General features: G+C 60.3%; 24 protein-coding genes. 12 read left to right on the forward strand and 12 right to left on the reverse strand.

Features of this window, described 5'->3' with window-relative positions:
- The first annotated feature begins 17 nt into the window (after positions 1 to 17).
- Genes ACNA0J_RS20690 through ACNA0J_RS20700 form a run of 3 tightly spaced genes read left to right on the forward strand, consistent with a single transcriptional unit; the run spans position 18 to position 3,332 of the window.
- On the forward strand, positions 18 to 824 hold the full coding sequence (locus tag ACNA0J_RS20690; RefSeq protein WP_415820755.1) for an ABC transporter permease: 807 nt from the start codon (positions 18 to 20) through the stop codon (positions 822 to 824).
- 16 nt (positions 825 to 840) lie between these two features.
- Positions 841 to 2,199, forward strand: a complete 1,359-nt coding sequence (locus tag ACNA0J_RS20695) for an ABC transporter ATP-binding protein (RefSeq protein ID WP_415820756.1) — start codon at positions 841 to 843, stop codon at positions 2,197 to 2,199.
- Complete coding sequence (locus tag ACNA0J_RS20700) at positions 2,199 to 3,332, forward strand: glycosyltransferase (RefSeq protein ID WP_415820757.1); 1,134 nt, start codon at positions 2,199 to 2,201, stop codon at positions 3,330 to 3,332. Before ACNA0J_RS20695 ends, ACNA0J_RS20700 begins: the two co-directional genes overlap by 1 nt.
- Positions 3,333 to 3,362: 30 nt before the next feature.
- Here ACNA0J_RS20700 and ACNA0J_RS20705 read toward each other — a convergent pair whose 3' ends face one another.
- The 5 genes from ACNA0J_RS20705 to ACNA0J_RS20725 form a co-directional block, all read right to left on the reverse strand.
- Positions 3,363 to 3,812, reverse strand: coding sequence for a carboxymuconolactone decarboxylase family protein (locus ACNA0J_RS20705; RefSeq protein WP_415820758.1), 450 nt, complete (start codon positions 3,810 to 3,812; stop codon positions 3,363 to 3,365).
- A 27-nt stretch (positions 3,813 to 3,839) separates the two neighbouring features.
- Positions 3,840 to 4,826 (reverse strand): tripartite tricarboxylate transporter substrate binding protein, encoded by a 987-nt coding sequence (locus ACNA0J_RS20710; RefSeq protein ID WP_415820759.1) that lies wholly within the window; start codon positions 4,824 to 4,826, stop codon positions 3,840 to 3,842.
- Positions 4,827 to 5,084: 258 nt separating this feature from the next.
- Positions 5,085 to 5,237 carry a hypothetical protein gene (locus ACNA0J_RS20715; protein ID WP_415820760.1) on the reverse strand — a complete coding sequence of 51 codons (153 nt, stop codon included), beginning with the start codon at positions 5,235 to 5,237 and terminating at the stop codon, positions 5,085 to 5,087.
- Positions 5,238 to 5,247: 10 nt separating this feature from the next.
- Positions 5,248 to 6,147: a type III pantothenate kinase gene (locus tag ACNA0J_RS20720; RefSeq protein ID WP_415820761.1), complete on the reverse strand. Its 900-nt coding sequence runs from the start codon at positions 6,145 to 6,147 to the stop codon at positions 5,248 to 5,250.
- Positions 6,144 to 7,001: a biotin--[acetyl-CoA-carboxylase] ligase gene (locus tag ACNA0J_RS20725; protein ID WP_415820762.1), complete on the reverse strand. Its 858-nt coding sequence runs from the start codon at positions 6,999 to 7,001 to the stop codon at positions 6,144 to 6,146. The genes ACNA0J_RS20720 and ACNA0J_RS20725 overlap by 4 nt, the downstream gene beginning before the upstream one ends.
- A 205-nt stretch (positions 7,002 to 7,206) precedes the next feature.
- On the opposite strand from ACNA0J_RS20725, the gene ACNA0J_RS20730 reads away from it, so the two are divergent.
- From ACNA0J_RS20730 to lipA, 6 genes are all read left to right on the forward strand, one after another.
- The gene (locus ACNA0J_RS20730) at positions 7,207 to 7,860 is read left to right on the forward strand and encodes an alpha/beta hydrolase (RefSeq protein WP_415820763.1); all 654 of its coding nucleotides are present in this window, start codon (positions 7,207 to 7,209) and stop codon (positions 7,858 to 7,860) included.
- A gap of 242 nt (positions 7,861 to 8,102) precedes the next feature.
- Positions 8,103 to 9,359 carry a D-alanyl-D-alanine carboxypeptidase family protein gene (locus tag ACNA0J_RS20735; RefSeq protein ID WP_415820764.1) on the forward strand — a complete coding sequence of 419 codons (1,257 nt, stop codon included), beginning with the start codon at positions 8,103 to 8,105 and terminating at the stop codon, positions 9,357 to 9,359.
- A 228-nt stretch (positions 9,360 to 9,587) separates the two neighbouring features.
- Positions 9,588 to 10,454: a D-amino acid aminotransferase gene (locus tag ACNA0J_RS20740; RefSeq protein WP_415820765.1), complete on the forward strand. Its 867-nt coding sequence runs from the start codon at positions 9,588 to 9,590 to the stop codon at positions 10,452 to 10,454.
- A gap of 36 nt (positions 10,455 to 10,490) precedes the next feature.
- Positions 10,491 to 10,766, forward strand: coding sequence for a YbeD family protein (locus ACNA0J_RS20745; protein WP_415820766.1), 276 nt, complete (start codon positions 10,491 to 10,493; stop codon positions 10,764 to 10,766).
- A 21-nt stretch (positions 10,767 to 10,787) separates the two neighbouring features.
- Positions 10,788 to 11,435: a lipoyl(octanoyl) transferase LipB gene (gene lipB, locus ACNA0J_RS20750; RefSeq protein WP_415820767.1), complete on the forward strand. Its 648-nt coding sequence runs from the start codon at positions 10,788 to 10,790 to the stop codon at positions 11,433 to 11,435.
- 76 nt (positions 11,436 to 11,511) lie between these two features.
- Positions 11,512 to 12,516 (forward strand): lipoyl synthase, encoded by a 1,005-nt coding sequence (gene lipA / locus ACNA0J_RS20755; RefSeq protein WP_415820769.1) that lies wholly within the window; start codon positions 11,512 to 11,514, stop codon positions 12,514 to 12,516.
- A gap of 5 nt (positions 12,517 to 12,521) precedes the next feature.
- Here lipA and ACNA0J_RS20760 read toward each other — a convergent pair whose 3' ends face one another.
- Positions 12,522 to 13,085, reverse strand: a complete 564-nt coding sequence (locus ACNA0J_RS20760) for a cob(I)yrinic acid a,c-diamide adenosyltransferase (RefSeq protein ID WP_415820770.1) — start codon at positions 13,083 to 13,085, stop codon at positions 12,522 to 12,524.
- A 151-nt stretch (positions 13,086 to 13,236) separates the two neighbouring features.
- On the opposite strand from ACNA0J_RS20760, the gene ACNA0J_RS20765 reads away from it, so the two are divergent.
- Positions 13,237 to 13,581 (forward strand): copper-binding protein, encoded by a 345-nt coding sequence (locus ACNA0J_RS20765; RefSeq protein ID WP_415820771.1) that lies wholly within the window; start codon positions 13,237 to 13,239, stop codon positions 13,579 to 13,581.
- A gap of 24 nt (positions 13,582 to 13,605) precedes the next feature.
- On the opposite strand, the gene ACNA0J_RS20770 is transcribed toward ACNA0J_RS20765, so the two are convergent.
- From ACNA0J_RS20770 to ACNA0J_RS20785, 4 genes are all read right to left on the reverse strand, one after another.
- Entirely contained in the window at positions 13,606 to 14,610 is a 1,005-nt protein-coding gene (locus ACNA0J_RS20770; RefSeq protein ID WP_415820772.1) for an alpha/beta fold hydrolase, read from the reverse strand.
- 131 nt (positions 14,611 to 14,741) lie between these two features.
- On the reverse strand, positions 14,742 to 16,076 hold the full coding sequence (hslU, locus tag ACNA0J_RS20775) for an ATP-dependent protease ATPase subunit HslU (RefSeq protein ID WP_415820773.1): 1,335 nt from the start codon (positions 16,074 to 16,076) through the stop codon (positions 14,742 to 14,744).
- A gap of 37 nt (positions 16,077 to 16,113) precedes the next feature.
- Positions 16,114 to 16,653: an ATP-dependent protease subunit HslV gene (gene hslV / locus ACNA0J_RS20780; RefSeq protein WP_415820774.1), complete on the reverse strand. Its 540-nt coding sequence runs from the start codon at positions 16,651 to 16,653 to the stop codon at positions 16,114 to 16,116.
- Positions 16,654 to 16,750: 97 nt separating this feature from the next.
- Positions 16,751 to 18,001, reverse strand: a complete 1,251-nt coding sequence (locus tag ACNA0J_RS20785; RefSeq protein ID WP_415820775.1) for an MFS transporter — start codon at positions 17,999 to 18,001, stop codon at positions 16,751 to 16,753.
- Positions 18,002 to 18,112: 111 nt separating this feature from the next.
- On the opposite strand from ACNA0J_RS20785, the gene ACNA0J_RS20790 reads away from it, so the two are divergent.
- Positions 18,113 to 18,559, forward strand: coding sequence for a winged helix-turn-helix transcriptional regulator (locus ACNA0J_RS20790; RefSeq protein ID WP_415820776.1), 447 nt, complete (start codon positions 18,113 to 18,115; stop codon positions 18,557 to 18,559).
- A gap of 91 nt (positions 18,560 to 18,650) precedes the next feature.
- On the opposite strand, the gene ACNA0J_RS20795 is transcribed toward ACNA0J_RS20790, so the two are convergent.
- Positions 18,651 to 19,148: a PaaI family thioesterase gene (locus ACNA0J_RS20795; protein WP_415820777.1), complete on the reverse strand. Its 498-nt coding sequence runs from the start codon at positions 19,146 to 19,148 to the stop codon at positions 18,651 to 18,653.
- A gap of 82 nt (positions 19,149 to 19,230) precedes the next feature.
- Between ACNA0J_RS20795 and ACNA0J_RS20800 the strand changes: the two genes are divergently transcribed.
- Positions 19,231 to 20,571, forward strand: a complete 1,341-nt coding sequence (locus ACNA0J_RS20800) for an aminotransferase-like domain-containing protein (RefSeq protein ID WP_415820778.1) — start codon at positions 19,231 to 19,233, stop codon at positions 20,569 to 20,571.
- 88 nt (positions 20,572 to 20,659) lie between these two features.
- Here ACNA0J_RS20800 and dksA read toward each other — a convergent pair whose 3' ends face one another.
- Entirely contained in the window at positions 20,660 to 21,124 is a 465-nt protein-coding gene (dksA, locus tag ACNA0J_RS20805) for an RNA polymerase-binding protein DksA (protein WP_094824165.1), read from the reverse strand.
- Positions 21,125 to 21,132: the final 8 nt, after the last annotated feature.

Consider the following 21,132-nt stretch of genomic DNA (forward strand, 5'->3'; position numbering starts at 1 on the left):
GTTCAAGATAACGCTATATGAACAATGCGGGTTTTTTCAAAGGCCTATCGCTGGCCTGGATGCTGTCCAAACGCGATCTGAAAAACAGGTACGCGGGGTCGTATGCGGGGATCGCATGGCACATCGGTGTGCCACTGCTCTACGCTTCTATCAACGTGGCGGTGTTTTCAATTCTGGTCGGCGGCAGAATGGGTGGGGGTTATGAGAACATCCCCTTTGCACTGTTCTACTTTGTGCCGTTCTCGATCTGGATTTTCTTTCAGGAGACGGTCAATCGCAGCACCGGAATCCTCAAGGAATATAGCTATCTCATTAATAAGATCTCCTTTCCGTTCTGGGTATTGCCTCTGGTGCCATTGGCTTCAGCCTTCGTGAACCAAGTGGTGATTTTGTCCATTGTGGCCGTGCTGATGGCGTTTTACGGCATTGCACCCGGAGCCGACGCATGGGGCTATCTCTTTGTGTGGATGGCTTGCCTGGTTTTCTCCCTCGGTGTGGCGTATGCCGTGTCGGCTTTGACCGTGTACGTTCCGGACTTGTCCCAGATCGTGCCGGTGATTGTCAATATTCTGTATTGGCTTACGCCCATCTTGTATCCCGCGTCTCTCGTGGAGAGCCACGGCGGACGGTGGGCCAAGGCGTTCATTCTTGAATACAACCCTTTTTATTACTGGGCGGAGTTGTCCCGGCGTTCAATGTTCGATATGGGAGTGACCTTCTCGGCGGACAAAGCGGGTTTTCTCATTGTGATATCGCTCGTGGCACTTGGGGTGGGGGCATTGGTATTCAAGAAACTCAAGTCCGGCTTCGCCGACGTGCTCTGACGGGATGGCTTCGAACATGGACAATCGCCAAGACGTAGCTATCGAGCTGTCGAATATCAATAAGATCTACCATACCTATCAGTCTCCCAAGCATCGGCTGCTGGAAATCCTGACAAATGGGAAAAGGCGCTACGCCAAAGAAACCCGGGCGCTGGATTCAGTTTCTTTCATGCTGCCCAAGGGCGGACGATTGGGTATCGTGGGAGAGAACGGGAGCGGCAAAAGCACGCTGCTGAAAGTGCTGGCAGGGGTGCTCACGCCGAGCTCGGGATCCATTACCGTCAACGGCCGTGTTTCGGCGTTGCTGGAGCTGGGGGCCGGTTTTAACCCTGCGTTGCCAGGCAGGGAAAACATCAAGCAGTTCTGCATGCTGCATGGTATGTCCTCCGAAGAGATAGAGGCCGCCACGCCAGACATCATCCAGTTCAGCGAACTGCGCGATGCGGTTGAGCAGCCGGTCAAAACCTACAGCAGTGGCATGGCCATTCGGCTGGGCTTTGCCTGCGCCGTCTATGTCCAACCCGAGATTCTCATTGTGGACGAGGCGCTCAGTGTAGGGGATGCTTATTTTCAGAATAAGTGCCTCCACAAGATCAAGTCCTTGCTGGACGATGGCGTGACGTTTATCTACGTGACGCACGTGGCGGATTCTATTCGCGCTTTGTGTGATCGCGGCGTCTGGATGGATCACGGCAAAGTCCGCATGGCGGGGTCCTCAAGCGAGGTGGGAGCGGCTTATCAGGCCGAGGTTTTCCGGCGCATGGTCCATGCGGGTCTGAGCGACGAAGTAAGCACCGGCAATGATGGCGCGACGCAGGAACAGCAGAGTGCAGTCGCGCAGAGCGTGGACCATGCGCGACACAGGGCTTTTGAAGAGCGCATCGCCGCGTTGCGCACAGGTAGCGGGGAAGCGAGAATCCTGGATATTGCCGTCATTGGACACGATGGTGTCGATACGGATACCGTGCCGTTCAATGAGAAGACCCGCATACGAGTTTTCTATCAGATCGACAAGAAGCTACCTGCGGAGTGTGGCATAACGCTGGGTATTTCTGATAACAGCGGACGGGAAGTGGTTCACTTCAATTCATGTTCGATGGGGGTGTCCCTGGACACGGAAAGCATGCATAGGCCTTGCATGATGGAGTTTGAGTTTGACAACTCATTGTGCCCAGGAGAGTACGGTCTCTCTGCGGGGATCGGGTCGTTCCGGAAAAATCCCAACAATTTTGGCCAGATGCTGACGAACCATATCGTCGATTACGCGGCCGGCGGCGCGCGTTTCAACGTCCGGTTTCCCGATAGTGACAGCGCACTGGATCTGTGGGGAGTCACCTACGTGCCGTTTTCAGTAGAAAATCTGGCGCTCGATTGATGTCAGCACTGCGCATTCTGCACATCTATCGTACGTACTATCCCGACCCGCCGGGCGGAGTTGCGCAGGCGGTGCGTCAAATATGTTTGGCGACTGCATCACATGGGGTACAGAGCACGATTTTTACCCTGTCTCCAACACCCCATCCGTCTGTGTTACCCATGCAGGAAGGCCAGGTAGTTCGAGCCCGCTCGTGGATGGCGCCGGCTTCGTGCGATGTGGGTGGGCCCGGCGCTCTATTGCGTTTCGGGGCGCAGGCGCGGCAGGCGGATGTGATTTGCTACCACTTCCCGTGGCCATTCGCCGATCTGATGGATCTGCTGGTGCGTCCGAAGGCTCCGACCGTGTTGGTGTATCACTCGGATATCGTGCGGCAGCGTTCGCTTGGCCAGGTTTATGCTCCGTTGATGCGGCGCACGTTGTCCTCTGTGTCCGCCATTGTTGCGACATCGCCGACGTACGCGGCCTCCAGCCCTGTACTGTCGGATCCGCGTTGGAAAGACAAGGTTCGTGCCATTCCCTTGGGCATTATTGAATCTCAGGAACCCGAGGACACAGGCGTACTAGCCCGTCTGGGGTTGAGCGACAGGCAGCCCTTTTTCCTGTTTTTGGGCGCTTTACGCTATTACAAGGGCCTGCACACGCTCGTGGCTGCCGCGAAAGCGGTCAATGCACCGATAGTCATCGCAGGCGCGGGCACAGAAGACGCGGCGCTGCGCGCGCAGCGTACGAGTGTGGGTGCCGATAATGTCTTGTTCGCGGGGCTGGTATCCGATGCGGAGAAAATGGCGCTGATGAAACGCTGCCTCGCATTTGTATTGCCATCGCATTTACGATCCGAAGCCTATGGCATGGTGCTGGTCGAGGCCGCGATGCAAGGTCGGCCGTTGATCTGCTGCGATATCGGATCAGGGATGTCGTTTGTTAATGCACACGATGAGAGCGGGTTACTAGTGCCGCCGGAGGACGAACAGGCGCTGGCCAGGGCGATGAATCGGTTGTTGAATGACCGTCCGTATGCAGCGCGCCTGGGGCAGGGGGCGCGGAATCGTTACGAGCGTCTGTTTTCGGGCGGGCCGCTGGGCAGGGAATACACGGCGTTGTTTCGTGAGCTGGCAGAGCGGCGCGGTTAGGCGTCAGGCACAGCTGCACTGCATCCTCCGTTATTCCGCAAACAAATCCGCTTGTCGCGGATCCGCGGGTTGCAGCTCGTAGCCGATGTCCGCCGCAACCTCACGCAGGATATTCTGCGCCAAATTAAACGCCGTATTCGCAGCCGGCACGCCTGCATAGATCGCATTTTGCAGCAGCACTTCCTTGAGCTCGTCCGGGCTGAGGCGCGAGTCGTCGGTAGCGGTCAGTGCCGCGCGCACATGGAGTTCGAACTCCTCCCAGCGGCCTAGCGACAACGTGACGGCCAATACCATCATGCGGCGCGATTTGTGCGGCAGGCCGGGGCGGCTCCAGATGTCATGCCATGCGTAGCGGGTGATGAGGTTCTGGTAGTCGGCGGTAAAGGAGGTGGCGCGGGACAGCGAGCGCTCGACCCATGCGTCGCCCAGGACGGCGCGTCGGTTTTTCAGGCCTTGTTCGAAATCGTCTTGGCGGCTCATGGGTATCCTCCTTTGCGTATCGCAGATTTAATTGACCGTGATGTTATTGGCCTTGATCACCTCGGCCCAGCGCGCTTGTTCTGCGTCGATGAAACGGGTGAACTCCTCCGCATTGGAGCCGACCGGGGTCAGGCCCAGTTTGGCCAGCTTGTCGCGCGTTTCGGGACGGGCGAGGGCTTTTTGCACGAGATCCTGCAGTTTGGCCACGACGTCGGGTGCCGCGCCTGCAGGCAGGAAAAAGCCGTTCCACTCGTAGACATTGAAGTCCTTGAGACTGGGGTCGGACTCTGCCACGGTGGCGACATTGGGCAATTCAGGCATGCGCTTGTCGGAGGACACCGCCAGCGCTTTGAGTTTGCCGCTGGTGACATAGTTCAGGCTGGAGGCGGCGTTGGCGAAGTACACGTCGACCTGACCGCCCATGACGTCGACGATGGCCGGCGCGCCGCCCTTGTAGGGAATGTGTACGGCGTCGATGCCGGTGTCTTTTTTCAATAGCTCAGCGGCCATCTGCGCCAGGCTGCCAGGCCCATAGGACGCATAGGTGTAGTGGCCAGGTTTCGCTTTGGCAGCAGCGATGAAATCGGACAGATTGTTAAAGCTCGACTTTTCCGCGGCGACCAGGATGTTGGGGACGGAGACGGCCTGCGATACCGGGATGAAGTCTTTCTTGGCGTCGTAGGGCAGCTTGCGCAATCCCGGGTTGATGGTGAATGCCGAGGAATCGTACAGCACGGTGTAGCCATCGGGTTTGGCACGGGCAACGTAAGAAGCGCCGATCGAGCCGCTGGCGCCGCCCTTGTTTTCGATGACGATGCTTTGTCCGGAAACCGCGCCCATGCCTTCGGCAATGATACGTGCGGCGTTATCGGCACCACCACCGGCGGAATACGGCACGACGAGGGTGATGGGCTGGTCGGGGTAGCCGGTGGCCTGGGCGGCTGTGGCGGCTACGGTAAAGGTGCTGGCGATGGCGGCCAAGGCCAGCCAGCGCTGCGTATGGGCGCTTTTCATAGTGTCTACACTCCTGTTTCTGAACGAGGCCTTGTTGCGTCGGGAATTCTCAACGCCAAAAGACGAAGGGGCTCGTTCCGCGTGGCCGCCATCGTAGCGTGAGTGAGGGCAGGGCCTGTGTGGCGCCAGGATGAGTGTCCGGTTGATGGACGTTTTGAAACAGGTGTTCGTCGTGTGGCCGTTTTAGGCGGAGGATCGAGGTTGCCGGCTGGACGCGGGCCGCGTCGACTCGGCGCAACCGAGCAAGGTTGTGCAGGGCTAGGGGCCGACGCGAATGCGTTCCACATTCAGTTCCTGGGCGAATCTGGACCGATCGCGGCCAGCATCGTCGGGCCGCGCGCCGATCCAGCCCTGTCCCAGCGCATAGGCCCAGACGTTGGCGGCGACGATCAGCAGAAAAAGCACACGCATGGGGGCTCGCTCACAGGGATTGAGGGTCGGGTTGGGACGCGATCAGCGCCAGCCCATCGAGGACGGGGCGGTCCAGATAGCAGGGGGTAGGCACCGCGCCCATCGTACTACCGGCCTGCGCCAGCAGGCGCTGCGTTTCGTGTTCCATCTCGGGCCAACCGCCGCCTGCGACATAGAGCGCCGCTGGTTGGCCATAGTGTTGGCAGGCAGCTAACCATTGCCGCACGACCGCGCCGGCCTGGGCGGCGGCGATGCCCGAGGCAATGGCCTGGTGCGTATCGGTCGGAAAATCGGTGATGGATCCGTCGGCCAAAGGCAGGTTGGCGGTGCCGCGCGCGAGCGAGCTGCGCATCAACGCCGGGCCAGGGAGAATCAAGCCGCCAATAAAGGTGTCATCGGGGCCCACGGTGTCGATGGTGGTGGCCGTACCGAATGAGGCGAGCACGAATGGTGGATGTCCAGGCGCCAGTCGGCTGCGAACCCCGAGCAGCGATACGAGGCGGTCGGCACCGAGCTGCGTAGGCTGGGTGTAGCTATTTTTCAAATTTAGCAATTGCGCGCGCGAGGTGATCCAGTGCACAGGGCAGTTGTGGCGTGCCAGCGCATCGCGAATGCCGGCTCCTCGTTCGTCGCCTGCGACATTGACGCCCAAGGCCGAGATTGGCTTGTGCGTCAGCGTGCCGAGCCAGTCTCCCAGGGCGTGCGGATCGAGATTATCAAAGGCGATGGCGGCGGGCTCGCGAGCGCCCGGGGCGCCAGTCGAGCCGTTGGTGGTCGATTCACTGTCCAGGGGCGCTGTACTGCCATTCGGGGGCGCGGATTGAGCATTGTCTGATGTTCCAGTCCCTGCGGATGGATGCAGCCAGCCGACCTTCAGACGGCTGTTGCCTGAGTCGATCAGCAGGATCATCGCGTTTGCTCCGCGGTGCGTGGGCGAATCGAGATTTCGCCAACGGATACGGGAACAAGCCCCTGAGACGTCTGCACCAGGAGCCGGCCCTGTTCGTCCAGGCCTTGCGCCGTGCCGCTGAACAGGACTACGCCCTGGTCTATGACATTGATGTCGCGGCCTGCCAGGGCGTCAATGGCGCTGAATCGTTGGCGAAAGGCGTCGAATCCGTCGGTTTCCAGGCCTTGAACAGCCTGGCGCCAGGCGTTTGCCGAGGCGCATACGATATCGGCCACGCTGACGGCGGGGGTACCCGTTTGCTGCATGATGGTCGTCCAGTCAGCCACGGAACGGCCAAGGCTCTGTGATAGCCGATCAGCGTCCGTCAGGTTTACACCCATGCCAATCACAATCGTGTAGGTGTCCGGCAGGGCCAGATTGCGGGTCGATTCGACCAGGACGCCCGCTAATTTGGCATCGTGCCATTGCACATCGTTGGGCCATTTGACGCGCAGCGGGCCGGCATCGCGCACCAGCAGGCTGCGTAGCGCTTCGCCCGCGGCCAGCCCGGCCAGAGGCGACAGGGCGGGCAGCCGGTGAGGCGGCATGCGGACGGGAAAGGCGCACGAAAACATCAGCGTGGCACCGATACGATTTTGCCAGGGCCGTCCGGCGCGTCCGCGGCCCGCAGCCTGCTGGTGAGTGCCCAGCAGCCAGGGGCCTGAACAGTGGCGCGCACGCGCCAGCAAGTCGGCATTGGTCGAGCCGGTGCTGGCAGGCCAGGCAATGTCCTGAAAGCCGTCCAGTCGCGCAGACAGCTCGCGTACCAACGCCTCGGGCGTTGGCAGATCAATAGGGCGGGCATCAGTAAGCATGGCGGCGATTGTAGGGCACGAGGGCGGGACGGGTCACGGCGGCCGTGACAAAACGGTCCACGGACAGGATGCCAGAGACAGCGGTAGCCTGCGGGCAAGCGGAAATGGTTGTCGGTCGCCTCACGCAAAAGCGGCCGATCCAGCCGGACAGAGCGCAGGCGAGGTTGGTAACATGCAGGCTGCTTTTTTAATTTGCGCTCAAGTCATGTCTGCTCGTACCGAAATCCAGGCTTTTACCGGCGAGGCCGGCCGTATTGATTGCGCCATTGATTGGCCCGCTGGTACGCCACGGGGCTGGGCGTTGGTCCTGCATCCGCATTCTCTGCAAGGCGGGGCTCGGGATAACAAGGTGGTGACCACGATTTCCCGCGCATGCGTGCAGCATGGCCTGGTTGCCGTGCGTCCGGATTTCCGCGGAGTGGGCCAATCCGAGGGCGAATTCGACAAGGCGCGCGGCGAGACGCAGGACATGCTGGCGTTGGTGGCACAAGTCCGGGAACGCTACCCCGAATGGGCGTCGGCCCCCTGGGTGTTGGCGGGGTTTTCGTTTGGGACGGCAGTCGCGGCGCAGACCTATGCAGGTCTGGCCGATGCGGGCGATACGGCGTTGCCTGTGGCATTGATGCTGATGGGGGCCGCGGTCCAGCGGTTTCAAGAGCAAGAGGTCACCGTACCGGCGGACACGTTGATGGTGCACGGCGAGCAGGACGACGTGGTGCCTTTATCTGAAACGCTGAACTGGGCGCGTCCGAGGGATGTGCCGATTGTGGTCGTGCCAGGGGCTTCGCATTTTTTCCACGGCAAGCTGCTCGTGTTGAGGGCGTTGGTGCAGGCCCGGCTCAAGGTCGCCCTGGACTGATGCCCGCCCGTTCGCAGGCCCGCATGATGTTTACGCATCGAGCCTGCCGGGCCGTGTTCCAGCGTGCCTTTACTGTTGTTGAACGTTATCGCTGCCGCGCGGTCTGATGGGCCTGCCTATAATGATGCTGCTTTTCATGAGGCCGGTTGTTGATGATGCGGCCTTTGCCCGCCATGCAGGCTTGTTAACCCAATGTGTTGTCACCCGCCTGGGCTGCTTTTGATCGTGGACCCTTTTTGCCGATGAAACTCACTCGTTCCTTTCCGTCTTCTGTTGCGTTTTCCCGCCGTGTCCTGGCTAGCGCGGTATTGTCGGCGCTGATGGCGTCAACATCTGCCGCCTGGGCGCAACAACAGCAGCCGGCGGCGCCAACGCCAGCCGTAGCGTCTGCTCCGGCTCCGGCCGGCGTCACGCAGTTGGCGGAGCTATCGGCCGTGCCTGCGCCGACCATCGCTGCACGTGCCTGGATCACCATTGATGTCACCAGCGGGCAGGTATTGGCGTCGTCGAATCCGGACATGCAAATCGAACCGGCCTCGCTGACCAAGATCATGACGGCTTACGTGGTGTTCAATGCGTTGGGCGAAAAGCGGATCACGTTGGAGCAACAGGTACCGATTTCCGAGCATGCCTGGCGCACTGGCGGCTCGCGCATGTTTGTCGAGCCGCGCAAGCCTGTCACGGTCAACGAGCTGATTCAGGGCGTGATCGTGCAGTCGGGTAATGACGCATCTGTGGCATTGGCCGAGGCGGTGGGCGGCACCGAGGCGTCGTTTGCGACGCTGATGAACCAAGAGGCCGAGCGTCTGGGCATGGCTCACACGCATTTCATGAATGCCACGGGCTTGCCCGACCCGCAGCACATCACCACGGTGTCGGACCTGGCCAAACTGGCTGTGGCGCTGATCAAAGACCACCCCGAAGAATTCCACTACTACAAGCAAAAAGAGTTCACCTATAACAAGATTACGCAGCCCAACCGTAATCGCCTGTTATGGGCGGACCCCTCGGTCGACGGCATGAAAACCGGCCACACCGATGCGGCGGGCTATTGCCTGGTGTCGACTGCGTTGCGCGGCGACCGCCGTGTGTTGACCGTGCTGGCCGGCGCAGACAGCGAAGCCACACGTGCCGAAGAAAGCCTGAAGCTCTTGAACTGGGGTTTCCAGAATTTTGACTCGGTCAAACTGTACGATCAAAATCAGCCCGGCCTGGACGCCCGCGTCTGGGAAGGCACGGTCGAGACTGTCAAGCTGGGCCCGTCTGCGCCTCCGATCTGGGTGACGGTACCGCGCGGTAAATCCGGCGATCTCAAACCTGTGGCGCAACGCACGGATCCGCTGGTAGCCCCGCTGACCAAGGGCCAGCAAGTCGGCACGTTGCAATTGACGTTGGATGGCAAGGTTCTGCGTACTGAGCCGTTGGTGGTTCAGGATGCCGTCGAGCGAGCCGGCTTTTTCGGCCGTATGGTCGACTTGGTCAAACGTCAGTTCGAGTAGGTTTTTTTAGTGAACTAATACGCACTGCCGAGCTGGGAGCGCGCGGGTCTATCCGCTGGCCCCCAGTGAAAACACCATCGGGGCGAGCAATCGCTGGGGCAGTGCGGTACTTTTCCTTTTTTGCGATTCATATCCATGAACAGGCACAGCAAAGGTTCGGCGTGTAACGGCGATCCAGATCTGTGCCTGTTCATTTTTTTAGCTATCTTAGATTTTTAGGGGCCATTCATGATTCCGGGCATGCCAGGCGATAGCCAGGTGTATCTCAACGGTGAGTTCACGCGCGTCGACGAGGCCAAAATCTCGGTGCTGGACCGGGGGTTCATTTTCGGTGATGGGATTTACGAGGTCGTGCCGGTCTATCACGGCAAGCCGTTCCGCATGACCGAGCATATGAATCGCCTGGACCGCAGCTTGCAGGCCTTGCGCATTCCGTCGCCGAAGTCGCGCGAGCAATGGCTGGACCTGGTGAATGAGCTGATCCGCCGTTCGGCTACGCCGAGTTGCGTGGTCTATCTGCAGGTCACCCGCGGCGTCTACAAGCGTGAGCATGCCTTTCCCACCGCGGAAATCACACCCACGGTGTTCGGCATGACGACGGAATTCACGCCGCCCACGGTCGAGCAACGCGAACGAGGCATCAACGTGATCAGCATTCCTGACGAGCGCTGGCTGCACTGCGAAATCAAGTCCGTGTCATTGCTGGGTAACGTATTGGCGCGTCAGCAGGCAGCCGAGGCGGGGGTGGACGAGGTGATCCAGTTCCGGGATGGGTTCCTCACCGAGGGCTCATCCAGCAATTTCTGGGTTGTGTCGGCGGGCAAGCTGTTGGCGCCGCCGAAGGACAACTTGATTCTCGAAGGGATACGCTATGGCTTCATGGCCGAGTTGGCAGAGGAAACCGGCGTTCCGTTCGAAGCTCGTCGGATTACCCAGGACGAAGTCGTCTCGGCGGATGAAATTCTGGTGACGTCGGCGACCAAGGAGGTACTGCCGGTGTTGCAGCTCGATGGCAAACCGGTCGGCAACGGCCGATCCGGCCCGGTTTATGCGAAGCTGCGGGCAGCGTATGATGCCCGTATTGCTGCTTTGTAAACCGACATTGCCCCTACGCGCATTGCGGTAATTGTTATGACTACCATTCCTCCCGAAGAATCGCTGATCGAGTATCCCTCGGACTTTCCTATCAAGGTCATGGGCAAGCAGCATCCTGAGTTTGCCCAGACGCTGACCGAGGTGGTGCTGCGGTTCGACCCGGAATTCGATCCGGCCAAGGTTGAAATGCGGCCCAGCAAGGGCGGCAACTACATGGGCCTGACCTTTACCGTGCGCGCGACCTCGCGCGAGCAGCTCGATAATCTGTATCGCGCCCTGCATGGACATCCCATGGTGTCCATCGTCCTGTAAGGCTGGCCATTTGGCATTGTCATGATCAAATGGTTGACCCGCCCGGCCGAGTACGAGCCGGTATGGCAGGACATGCGGGCTTTTACGGCTGCCCGCGACGCCTGTACGCCCGACGAGGTCTGGCTGTGTGAGCATGCCCCGGTGTACACCCTGGGGCAGGCTGGCAAGCCCGAGCATCTGCTGAACCCCGGGGCGATTCCTATCGTGATGTCGGATCGCGGGGGCCAGGTGACCTATCACGGACCCGGTCAGGTAGTGGCCTATTCTCTATTTGATTTGCGCCGCGCCGGCCTGTTTGTGCGCGACTATGTCCGTCTGCTGGAGGACGCGGCCATCGGCACATTGAGCGATTTTGGCGTTGCCGATGCCTGTCGCCAGCCCGGCGCACCGGGCGTGTATGTGCCGTATGGCGCTGGCGGCCATGTGGCCAAGATTGCTGCATTAGGTATCAAAATACGTAACGGCTACGCCTATCATGGCGTTGCGTTGAACGTGAACATGGATTTGTCGCCGTTTTTGGGCATCAACCCCTGTGGTTACGAGGGATTGGTGACCGTCGATATGGCGACTTGCGGGGCTCGGCAGGATTTGATGACTGTCGGAGAACGCCTCGCCGAACGCTTGTTGACCGCCTTGCCGCCGCCTGTGCGCAGGGATGCTGCAGGTTGACGCGCTAAAATGCCCTTTTCTTCCCCCCGTCCAGCGCCGTGTCATCGACGTGCGCCGGTCATGACGAAGGTGATGTATGTCTACTCTTGAGCCCACTGCTGCTGCGACCGAAGTGCAAGCGACCGCCACGACGTCGGCCGCCTACGACGCTACGCAAAAGCAAAAGTCGCAGGCCAAGACCGCACGGATTCCGATCAAGATCGTGCCGGCCGAGCGCCTGAAAAAGCCAGAGTGGATCCGCGTCAAGGCCGCTGCCCCGGGATCGCGCTTTTACGACATCAAGCGCATCCTGCGCGAGCACAATCTGCACACCGTGTGCGAGGAGGCCTCCTGCCCGAACATCGGCGAATGTTTCGGCAAAGGCACGGCCACCTTCATGATCATGGGCGACAAATGCACGCGGCGTTGCCCGTTCTGTGATGTGGGACACGGCCGTCCCGATCCGCTGGATACCAACGAGCCCGAGAATCTGGCGCGCACTATCGCCGCCATGAAGCTCTCGTACGTGGTGATCACCTCGGTCGATCGCGACGATTTGCGTGATGGCGGGGCGGCTCACTTTGTGGATTGCATCTCGCGCATCCGCGCCTTGTCGCCCACGACGCGCATTGAGATTCTGGTGCCCGATTTCCGTGGCCGTCTGGAACGCGCGCTGGCGATTTTGAATGCCGGCCCGCCCGATGTGATGAACCACAATCTGGAAACCGTGCCCCGTTTGTACAAGCAGGCGCGTCCGGGTTCCGACTATGCGCACTCGCTGAAACTGCTGGCCGAGTTCAAGCAACTGCATCCCGAGGTGCCGACCAAGTCCGGTCTGATGCTGGGCCTGGGCGAGACTGACGAGGAAATCCTGCAAGTCATGCGCGACATGCGCGCCCATGGTGTCGACATGCTGACCATAGGCCAGTATCTGCAGCCCTCGGAACACCATCTGCCGGTGTTGCGCTATGTGCACCCCGATACATTTGCGATGTTCGAGCGCGAGGCCTACGAGATGGGCTTTACCCATGCCGCTGTGGGCGCGATGGTCCGCTCGTCGTATCACGCCGACGAGCAGGCGCATGCCGCTGGCGTGAATTGAGGCTTTTATTCCGCCTGGACCCGCGAATGTGCGCTGGTCCAGAACACATCGCCCGTTCCTTGGACCCCGTTCAGGTGGCGGGCGAGTACAAACATCAGGTCTGACAACCGGTTCAGATATTGGCGCACCGAAGCATTCAGGGTGTCGTGCCGTTCGAGGGTGATAACCGAACGCTCCGCCCGGCGCGATACGGTGCGGGCCAGATGAGCCAGGGCTGCTGGCCGGGACCCGCCGGGCAAGATGAATTCGCGCAATGGCGGCAGGGCGCCGTTATAGTGGGCCAGGCGCTGATCCAAAAACGCCACCTGGGCATCGGTCAGGGTAGTGTGACCCGGGATGCAGAGTTCTGCGCCGAGGTCGAACAAATCATGCTGGATCGTGTTCAGGTCCGCCTGTACTGGATCGGGCAGGGATTCCGTGCGCAGCAGGCCGATGACGCTGTTGAGCTCGTCCACGTCGCCCAACGCCGCCACACGCGGTTCGTCTTTGCGCAGGCGGCTGCCATCACCCAGGCCGGTCGTGCCATCGTCTCCGGTTCGTGTGGCGATGGCGGAAAGTCGGTTGCCCATGTAGAAAATCTCTCTGCGTGGTGGTTATGTGTGGAAACAGATTGGTAGTGTAGTGCCGAGGGGAATGCCTGCGGACGCGTTATCCTGTATTCCAGTGCAGCGTCGGCAATAGTCGGCGTTCTGGGCCGCAGGTTCGGCCGAAGGAGAGGTAATGCAAAAGATGCGTCTAGCAGCGGCACGAGTATCAATGGCTTTGGCGATGGCCCTGGCCGGCATGGCCGTCTGGCAGCCCCTGCCAGTTCTGGCTGCCGACCAGAAGCCGTCAGCGAAACAGGACGCCACCGCGACGGCGAGTGGCGAGGTGCGGCGGGTCGACGCTGCGGCAGGCAAAGTCGCGATCAAGCATGACGCGATATCGGACTTGGAATTGCCTGCAATGACACTCGTGTATCAGGCCAGCCCGGCTCTACTCGCCAATATCAAGCCTGGCGACCGCGTGAGGTTCACGGCTGCCCGCCAAAATGGCAAATATGTCGTGACGGCGATCAGTAATTAGATCGCCGCCAGCTTGCAAGGTGCGCTACAGCATCTGATCCAGTTCTTTTACCAGACGTTCATGGAATCGCTGGGGATCCTGGATTTGCGGTGAGTGCCCTAATTCCGGGAAAGCCACCAGCCGGGCACCCGGTATTGCCTGTGCAGTGGCGGGCCCCAAGGCTGCGTAATTGCCCAGCGTCGCAGCGACTTCTGGCACGGCCGCATCCTTGCCCGGCGCCGTGTTGTCTTGTTCGCCGATCAACAGCAAGGTCGGCACGCGCACTTGGCCGAACTCATGTACCACCGGCTGGGTGTACACCATGTCATAAGTCAGGGCCTGGCTCCAGGCGACCTGCTCGCGCCCTTCGCCCTGATACATGCCTGCGGCCATCGCGACCCAGCGGTCGTATTCGGGTTTCCAGGTGCCGGCGTAATACGTGTTCTGCTGGTACTTCTTGATACCGGCAAAGTTCGTTTTCAATTCGCGTTCATACCATTCGTCCACGGTGCGATAGGGCACGCCCTTGGCTTTCCAGTCTTCCAGCCCGATGGGGTTCACCATCACCAGTGCATCGACCTGATCCGGGTACATCAGGGCATAGCGCGTAGCCACCATGCCGCCCATGGAATGGCCCATGATCACCGCGCGCTCGATATCCAGGCTCTGCAGCAAGGCGTGGGTATTGGCGGCCAGTTGATGGAAGCTGTATTGATAGGCGGCTGGTTTGCTCGATTTGCAGAAGCCGATCTGGTCGGGTGCCACTACCCGGTAGCCAGCGTTTGTCAGGGCGCTGATGGTGCCTTCCCAGGTAGCGCCGCAGAAATTCTTGCCATGCAACAGCACGGCAGTGCGGCCATTGGAGCGTTCGGGCCGGATGTCCATATAGGCCATGGACAATGACTGACCTTGCGAGGTCAGCTTGAATTCACTGACCTGGTAGGGATAATTGAAACGTTCGAGCTGGGGCCCATAGTCGGGCACGGCTGGCTGGGCGTGAACACCGGCGGCAACGAAAAGCGCTGTAGCGGCAATGGTGGGTTTGAACATGCGAGCCTTCATTGAAGATGAACGAACTCATGCGACATCCTCACGCTGCGATAGTTCAGCTTGTTGTCAGTGCGTGCCCGTACCCACGCACCGCGCGCCAGCATTGGCCGGCGCGCGGAGGCGTTCAGGCGTTACAACACGTAGCGCGCCAGATCCTGGCTGGCGGCAGCTTCGGACAGCTGTGCCTCCACGTAGGCTGCGTCGATCTTGACGGTTTTGCCGCCGCTGGCCGTCGCGTCGAACGACAGTTCCTCGAGCAGTTTTTCCATGACGGTGTATAGACGGCGTGCACCGATGTTTTCGGTGCGTTCGTTGACCGAAAACGCCAGCTCGGCCAGGCGCTCGATGCCGTCCGAGGTGAAATCCAGATGCACGTCTTCGGTGGCCAGCAATGCCGAGTATTGCTTGGTCAGCGAGGCGTCGGTATCGGACAGGATGCGCACGAAGTCTTGTGCCGACAGCGATTCCAGCTCGACACGGATCGGGAACCGCCCTTGCAACTCGGGAATCAGGTCGGACGGTCGCGAGAGGTGGAACGCACCCGAGGCAATGAACAGGATGTGGTCGGTGCGCACCATGCCGTAGCGGGTGTTGACCGTGGTGCCTTCTACCAGCGGCAGCAGGTCACGCTGCACGCCCTGACGCGAGACGTCAGCGCCACCGCTTTCCTGGCGGGCGGCGATCTTGTCGATTTCGTCCAGAAAGACAATGCCGTTTTGCTCGACATTGGCGATCGCGACCGTACGTAGATCATCCTCGTTGACGCGTTTGGCGGCTTCTTCTTCGACGATGAGCTTGAAGGCCTCTTTGACCTTCATTTTCTTGGGTTTTTTCTTGTCGCGAGCGAGGCCTGCGAACATGCCGCGCAATTGCTCGGCCATGTCTTCCATGCCCGGAGGCGTCATGACGTCCATTTGGGGGACGGCTTGAGCGACGTCGATTTCGATTTCGAGATCGTCGATCTTGCCTTCGCGCAGACGTTTGCGGAAGGTCTGGCGGGCGCTGCTGTCATCGTTGCGCTCGGGCTCGCCGGAGGCGTTGCGCGCGGGCGGCACCAGGGCATCCAGAATGCGGTCTTCGGCTGCGTCTTCGGCCTGGGTGCGCACGCGGCGCATTTCCAGTTCGCGCGTTTGCTTGATCGAGTACTCGGTCAGGTCGCGGATGATGGTGTCGACATCGCGGCCGACATAGCCGACTTCGGTGAACTTGGTGGCTTCGATTTTGATGAAGGGCGCATTGGCCAGCTTGGCCAGGCGACGGGCGATTTCGGTCTTGCCCACGCCGGTGGGGCCGATCATCAAGATGTTCTTGGGGTGGATCTCATGGCGCAAGGGCTCGTCGACTTGCTGACGGCGCCAGCGATTGCGCAGCGCCACAGCCACCGCGCGCTTGGCACGGTTCTGGCCGATGATGAACTTGTCGAGCTCGGAGACGATTTCCCCGGGGGTCATGGTGGATGCGGACATAAACGGAATCCTTGCTACAGCCGGCCGAAGCGGACGCTTATTCGCCCAGCGTTTCGACGACGTGATTCTGGTTGGTGTAAATGCACAGGTCGCCGGCGATTTCCAGCGACTGTTTGACGATGTCTTGGGGTGCCAATTCGGTGTTGCGCAACAGCGCCAGTGCGGCCGATTGGGCGTAGGCGCCACCCGAGCCGATGGCGGCCAGGCCATGTTCGGGTTCGAGCACGTCGCCGTTACCAGTCAACACCAGGGTGTGCTCGGCGTCGGCCACGATGAGCATGGCTTCCAGACGGCGCAGCACGCGGTCGGTACGCCAGTCGCGCGTCAACTCGACGGCCGCGCGCATCAGGTGTCCTTGGTGTTTTTCGAGTTTGGCTTCGAAGCGCTCTTGCAGCGTAAAGGCATCTGCCGTCGCGCCGGCAAAGCCCGCCAGGATCCTGTCATGGTACAGGCGGCGGATTTTGCGGGCTGTACCCTTGATGACGATATTGCCCAGGGTGACTTGACCGTCGCCGCCCAGTGCGACACGGTTGCCGCGGCGCACGCAGATGATGGTGGTGGCGTGAAATTGTTCCATGCTTTCCTTCCTATGAAGGTTTGATCTGGGGGCGATGCGACCGATTTCAAGGCGCCGCCCAAGCTTTAAGTGTATGCCGCCTGCCGGTGCGAAGGCGTCAGTATTTCAGTATGTTTCTGTGCTGATCGTGGGCGCGTCGCGTGATCATCCAGAACAGCAGGGCCGACAGACTGACTGCAGCCCCCAGCACGCACACGCCTTGCCAGCCGGCATAGGCGTAGGTCGCCGTCGTACTGATGGCCCCGAGCCCGCTGCCGGCCGCGTAAAACAGCATGTACAGACCGACCAGTCGGCTATGCGCTTCGGGCTGGGTGCGAAAGATCATGCTTTGGTTAGTGACGTGCAATGCCTGTCCTCCGAGGTCCAGCAGCATGATGCCTACGATCAGCGCCCAGAGTGAGGTGTCCATCAGGGACAGGGGCCACCATGCCAACAGCAGCGCGGCCAGCGCCAGGGCACTGGTGCGCTGACCGTGCCCTTGGTCGGCCCATAGGCCAGCCCGGGTGGCCGCGAGCGCGCCCACTGCGCCGACCAAGCCGAAAGCGCCAATAAGCGTATGGGAAAAGCCATAGGGCGGTGCGCTTAATGGCAGTACGAGCGCGCTCCAGAAAATGTTGAACGCGGCGAACATCAGGAGTGCCAGCATGCCTCGTATCTGGAGGACCTTTTCCTGGCGCAGCAGCGTCAGCATGGACCCAATCAGGCGCGGATAGCTCATCGCGTTCGACACGGTTTTCAAGGCCGGTAGGCGTCGCCACAGCGGTAGTGCCAGCATCAGCATCAGGGCAGCCGCACTGAGATAGACACCACGCCAGCCGGTCAGATCGCTGACGCCGCCCGCAAGGACGCGGGCGAGCAGCAGGCCGATGAATACGCCGCTTTGAGCGGTGCCAACGACGCTGCCTCGCTCATGAGGGGCCGACACACTGGCGGCGTAGGCGATCAGTCCCTGCGTCATGGCAGTGCCTAGCAAGCCGACGCCAAGCATCCCCGCGAGCAGCACAGTGGCGGACTGCGCTGTACCCACGACGATCAGCGCGACTACGAGCGCCAGCAGTTGGATTGCCATCAGACGGCGGCGATCCATCCGGTCTCCCAGCGGCACCAGCAACAGCAGCGCCAACGCGCAACCCAACTGAGTGGCGGTAACCACACCGCCGATCGCTGCCTGGCTGATGCCAAATGTCTGCGCCAGCGCGTCGAGCAGTGGCTGGGCGTAATAGACATTCGCCACGCTCAAGCCGCTGGCGGTGGCAAACAGCCACACCAGGCCACGAGGCATAGCGACGCTCCTGCTCGGTGCATAGCGATGACCGTTTGATGAGGGACAGGCGAGGGAGGTTTTCATGATCCGAGTATGTTCAAAGTAGTTTTGAAATAAAACTGGTTTGAATGCTAGGCGATGTGGTTTTAAAATGCAACTTGTTGGTGTGTTCACATCGGATTTCCTGGAGACCTCATGGCTAGCCGCAAGACCATGAACGATGAGCCGTGCCCAGTTGCACGTTGCGTCGATGTAGTTGGAGATCGTTGGTCGTTGCTCATCGTGCGCGACGCCTTCGATGGTGTGAGTCGCTTCGGTGACCTGCAGCGCAGCCTGGGGGTGGCGCGCAATATCCTTTCTGATCGGCTGCGCAAGCTCGTCGATGCCGGGATCTTGCAAATGCAGGCGGCATCGGACGGTACGGTCTATCAGGAATACGTACTGACCAACAAGGGGAAGAGCTTGTTTCCCATTGTGGTGGCGCTACGGCAATGGGGCGAACAGCACTTGTTTGAGCGGGGCGAGCGTCATTCCATGCTGATTGATAAATGCACAGGCAAACCCATTGCGCGGATGGTCCCGACTGATAAAGCGGGGAACGTGCTGCCACCCGATGCGACAGAAGTGCGAAAAATCAGCTAGGCGGCCGTGCGGTGGGGCCGGATCGACGGCCCAGTTTGATACTGTGCGCGGCCTGTCAGGCGACTGAGTACACGCCGCGCAATGACGGCAGTTACCTGCCTAGCGCCTGAGTGCCGCGCAGCGTCATGACCGCGCTTTCCACACTGGCGACGAGTTTGCCGTCGTCGCGCTGGATCTCGCAGCGATAGTGGCTGATGGTGCGTCCTCGATGAGACGCCCAGGCGTGGGCGCGCAGCGTCGATTGCCATACGGGACGCAAGAAAGTCGCTTTCAGATCGATGCTGGTGAAACTTTCCTCGTCTTGCATCAGTGTGGAATGAGCTGTGCCGATTGCCGCATCGGCCAATTCGCACAATAGCCCGCCATGGACGGTACCCTGCTGATTACCATGGATCGCCGCGTTTGCGTCGAACTCGAGTACGGCGACGGCTTCGCTGATCTCCACGATGCGAAATCCCAGCAGTTGTGAGATCGCGGTGGGGTAGTGCATGTGCGTGGCATCGCCTTTGGCCAGTGTGCCGTTCAATTGGCGCTGCAAGTAGGTCAATACCGGTAGAACGGTTGATATCGGCGCTGGACAGGAAGACATGGTGGCAGGAGGTTGTATGGGTAAGCCAGAGTTTGAGGCCTTAAAATAGAACAATCAAAAAATTGTCCTAGGGACATTTCCGATGCCGGTTTCTCCTGTCATGTCTATCGTCAACACGTTGGCGGCCGAGATTCAGAGCGGCAAGCTCCCGCCAGGCGCGGCCTTGCCTACGCATCGCCAACTTGCCGCGCAATATGGGGTGGCTGTTGCATCGGCGAGCAAGGTATATGCCCATCTCGGTGCCTTGGGATGGGTCGTTGGCGAGACGGGGCGGGGTACGTTTGTGCGGGACCGGCCAGGGCAGCGCGAATGGGACAGCGCTGATGAGGCCCGCTTGAGCGCCGATACCCTGGATCTTTCATTCAATCACCCCACGTGGCCCGGCCAGGCGGAGTTGTTACGGAATACCTTGCGCGAGCTGGCAGCGTCCGGCGATCTGGCTGCACTGATGCATCAGCAACCCCCTGGCGGCCGGCGCCACGAAAGGCAGGTCGTGGCGGATTTTCTGCTTGCTGAGCGCGGCGTTCATGTGGACGCAGAGCAGGTTTTTCTGGTCAACGGCAGTCAGCAGGGGCTCGATATGACTGTGCGCGCTTTATTGCGTCCGCACGATACGGTTGCCGTCGATGCCCTGACGTATCCGGGTTTCAAGATGGTGGCTGGTGTTCAGGGGTTGACGATGAAACCCGTGCCGTATTCAGACGATGGCCCGGATTTAGGGGCGTTGGATGCACTATGTGGCCGTGAACGCGTTCGAGCCATTTACGCCATGCCTGCAATGCATAATCCGCTGGGTTGGGTGCTGACCGCCAGGCAGCGGCAGCGAATGGTCAGTATTGCCAGGTGCCACGATTGTTTGCTGATCGAAGATGCTTCGTACGCATTTCTGGCTGGCCGCACTGCACCTGCTTTGATCACGCTTGCGCCCGAACGCACGATCTACGTTTCAAGCCTCTCCAAAAGCGTGGCCAGCGGCCTGCGTTTCGGGTTCGCCGTTGTGCCCAAGACTCATGCTGGGCGGATCAAGTCTGTGATCCGGGCCAGCTATTGGAGCCTGCCCAGTGTGATGACTGCTATGGCAACCCGATGGGTAGCCGCCGGTGTGGTCGCTGAGAGGGAAAAGGCGCAGCGTGCCGATGCGCGTCGCCGACAGAAGATCGCACAGGACGTCCTGGCGGGCATGGAATTCATGGCTCATCCGAACTCCCTGTTCCTGTGGCTGCCATTGCCGCAGGACTTGCGCATGGACAGGATTGCAACGGCGCTGGCCGAACATGGTATCGCGGTCTCGAAGGCCGAAGCCTACGCTACCACCCGGCACGCGCCGCATGCATTACGCCTGGGTTTGAGTTCAGTACCCGCAGATCTGTTGGCAACCGCGTTGCTGCGCGTCAGACACACCGTCGAGCAGTTTCCGATCTGATGCCCGGGCAATTTCAACAATGAAAAAGGGCCGCATTCGTTGAAGAATGCGGCCCCGAAAGACGAGAGCGAAAACGCAAAGGAGAGGATTAATCTCCGTAGAGCTTTTGACGCATTTCGCGCCGTTCTTGCGCTTCGAGAGAGAGCGTGGCCGTCGGGCGGGCCAACAGGCGCGGGATGCCGATGGGTTCGCCGGTCTCTTCGCACCAGCCATATTCGCCGCTATCGATGCGGGCAATGGACTGTTGCACTTTCTTCAGAAGTTTGCGCTCGCGATCGCGAGTACGCAGCTCGAGAGCGTGCTCTTCTTCGATGGTGGCGCGGTCGGCGGGGTCGGGCACGAATTGCGTTTCACGCAGGTGCTCGGTGGTCTCGCCGGCGTTAGCCAGGATGTCTTGTTCGAGTTGCTTGAGTCGCTCTTTGAAGAACGCCAGTTGGCGGTCGTTCATATATTCCGACTCGGGCATGGCCAGCAATTCTTCTTCGCTGGGCAGATCAATCGCCGTATCGCTAGTCGACTTGTTTGATTTTTTGGTTGCTGCCTTGGTAGCCATGAAAACAC

Origin of the sequence: Bordetella tumbae, from assembly GCF_965139195.1 — a bacterium.
GTDB lineage: Bacteria > Pseudomonadota > Gammaproteobacteria > Burkholderiales > Burkholderiaceae_B > Bordetella_A > Bordetella_A tumbae.

Bases quoted from the DNA above. Each gene is read 5' to 3' on its own strand.
- ACNA0J_RS20790 (WP_415820776.1), top strand. From the start codon at position 18,113: ATGGCTAGCCGCAAGACCATGAACGATGAGCCGTGCCCAGTTGCACGT.
- ACNA0J_RS20740 (WP_415820765.1), top strand. From the start codon at position 9,588: ATGATTCCGGGCATGCCAGGCGATAGCCAGGTGTATCTCAACGGTGAG.
- ACNA0J_RS20785 (WP_415820775.1), bottom strand. From the start codon at position 18,001: ATGAAAACCTCCCTCGCCTGTCCCTCATCAAACGGTCATCGCTATGCA.
- hslV (WP_415820774.1), bottom strand. From the start codon at position 16,653: ATGGAACAATTTCACGCCACCACCATCATCTGCGTGCGCCGCGGCAAC.
- ACNA0J_RS20720 (WP_415820761.1), bottom strand. From the start codon at position 6,147: ATGATCCTGCTGATCGACTCAGGCAACAGCCGTCTGAAGGTCGGCTGG.
- ACNA0J_RS20710 (WP_415820759.1), bottom strand. From the start codon at position 4,826: ATGAAAAGCGCCCATACGCAGCGCTGGCTGGCCTTGGCCGCCATCGCC.
- ACNA0J_RS20760 (WP_415820770.1), bottom strand. From the start codon at position 13,085: ATGGGCAACCGACTTTCCGCCATCGCCACACGAACCGGAGACGATGGC.
- ACNA0J_RS20715 (WP_415820760.1), bottom strand. From the start codon at position 5,237: ATGCGTGTGCTTTTTCTGCTGATCGTCGCCGCCAACGTCTGGGCCTAT.
- ACNA0J_RS20690 (WP_415820755.1), top strand. From the start codon at position 18: ATGAACAATGCGGGTTTTTTCAAAGGCCTATCGCTGGCCTGGATGCTG.
- hslU (WP_415820773.1), bottom strand. From the start codon at position 16,076: ATGTCCGCATCCACCATGACCCCCGGGGAAATCGTCTCCGAGCTCGAC.
- ACNA0J_RS20735 (WP_415820764.1), top strand. From the start codon at position 8,103: ATGAAACTCACTCGTTCCTTTCCGTCTTCTGTTGCGTTTTCCCGCCGT.
- dksA (WP_094824165.1), bottom strand. From the start codon at position 21,124: ATGGCTACCAAGGCAGCAACCAAAAAATCAAACAAGTCGACTAGCGAT.
- ACNA0J_RS20800 (WP_415820778.1), top strand. From the start codon at position 19,231: ATGCCGGTTTCTCCTGTCATGTCTATCGTCAACACGTTGGCGGCCGAG.
- ACNA0J_RS20695 (WP_415820756.1), top strand. From the start codon at position 841: ATGGACAATCGCCAAGACGTAGCTATCGAGCTGTCGAATATCAATAAG.
- ACNA0J_RS20725 (WP_415820762.1), bottom strand. From the start codon at position 7,001: ATGCTTACTGATGCCCGCCCTATTGATCTGCCAACGCCCGAGGCGTTG.
- ACNA0J_RS20765 (WP_415820771.1), top strand. From the start codon at position 13,237: ATGCAAAAGATGCGTCTAGCAGCGGCACGAGTATCAATGGCTTTGGCG.
- ACNA0J_RS20730 (WP_415820763.1), top strand. From the start codon at position 7,207: ATGTCTGCTCGTACCGAAATCCAGGCTTTTACCGGCGAGGCCGGCCGT.
- ACNA0J_RS20700 (WP_415820757.1), top strand. From the start codon at position 2,199: ATGTCAGCACTGCGCATTCTGCACATCTATCGTACGTACTATCCCGAC.
- ACNA0J_RS20745 (WP_415820766.1), top strand. From the start codon at position 10,491: ATGACTACCATTCCTCCCGAAGAATCGCTGATCGAGTATCCCTCGGAC.
- ACNA0J_RS20795 (WP_415820777.1), bottom strand. From the start codon at position 19,148: ATGTCTTCCTGTCCAGCGCCGATATCAACCGTTCTACCGGTATTGACC.
- lipB (WP_415820767.1), top strand. From the start codon at position 10,788: ATGATCAAATGGTTGACCCGCCCGGCCGAGTACGAGCCGGTATGGCAG.
- lipA (WP_415820769.1), top strand. From the start codon at position 11,512: ATGTCTACTCTTGAGCCCACTGCTGCTGCGACCGAAGTGCAAGCGACC.
- ACNA0J_RS20770 (WP_415820772.1), bottom strand. From the start codon at position 14,610: ATGTTCAAACCCACCATTGCCGCTACAGCGCTTTTCGTTGCCGCCGGT.
- ACNA0J_RS20705 (WP_415820758.1), bottom strand. From the start codon at position 3,812: ATGAGCCGCCAAGACGATTTCGAACAAGGCCTGAAAAACCGACGCGCC.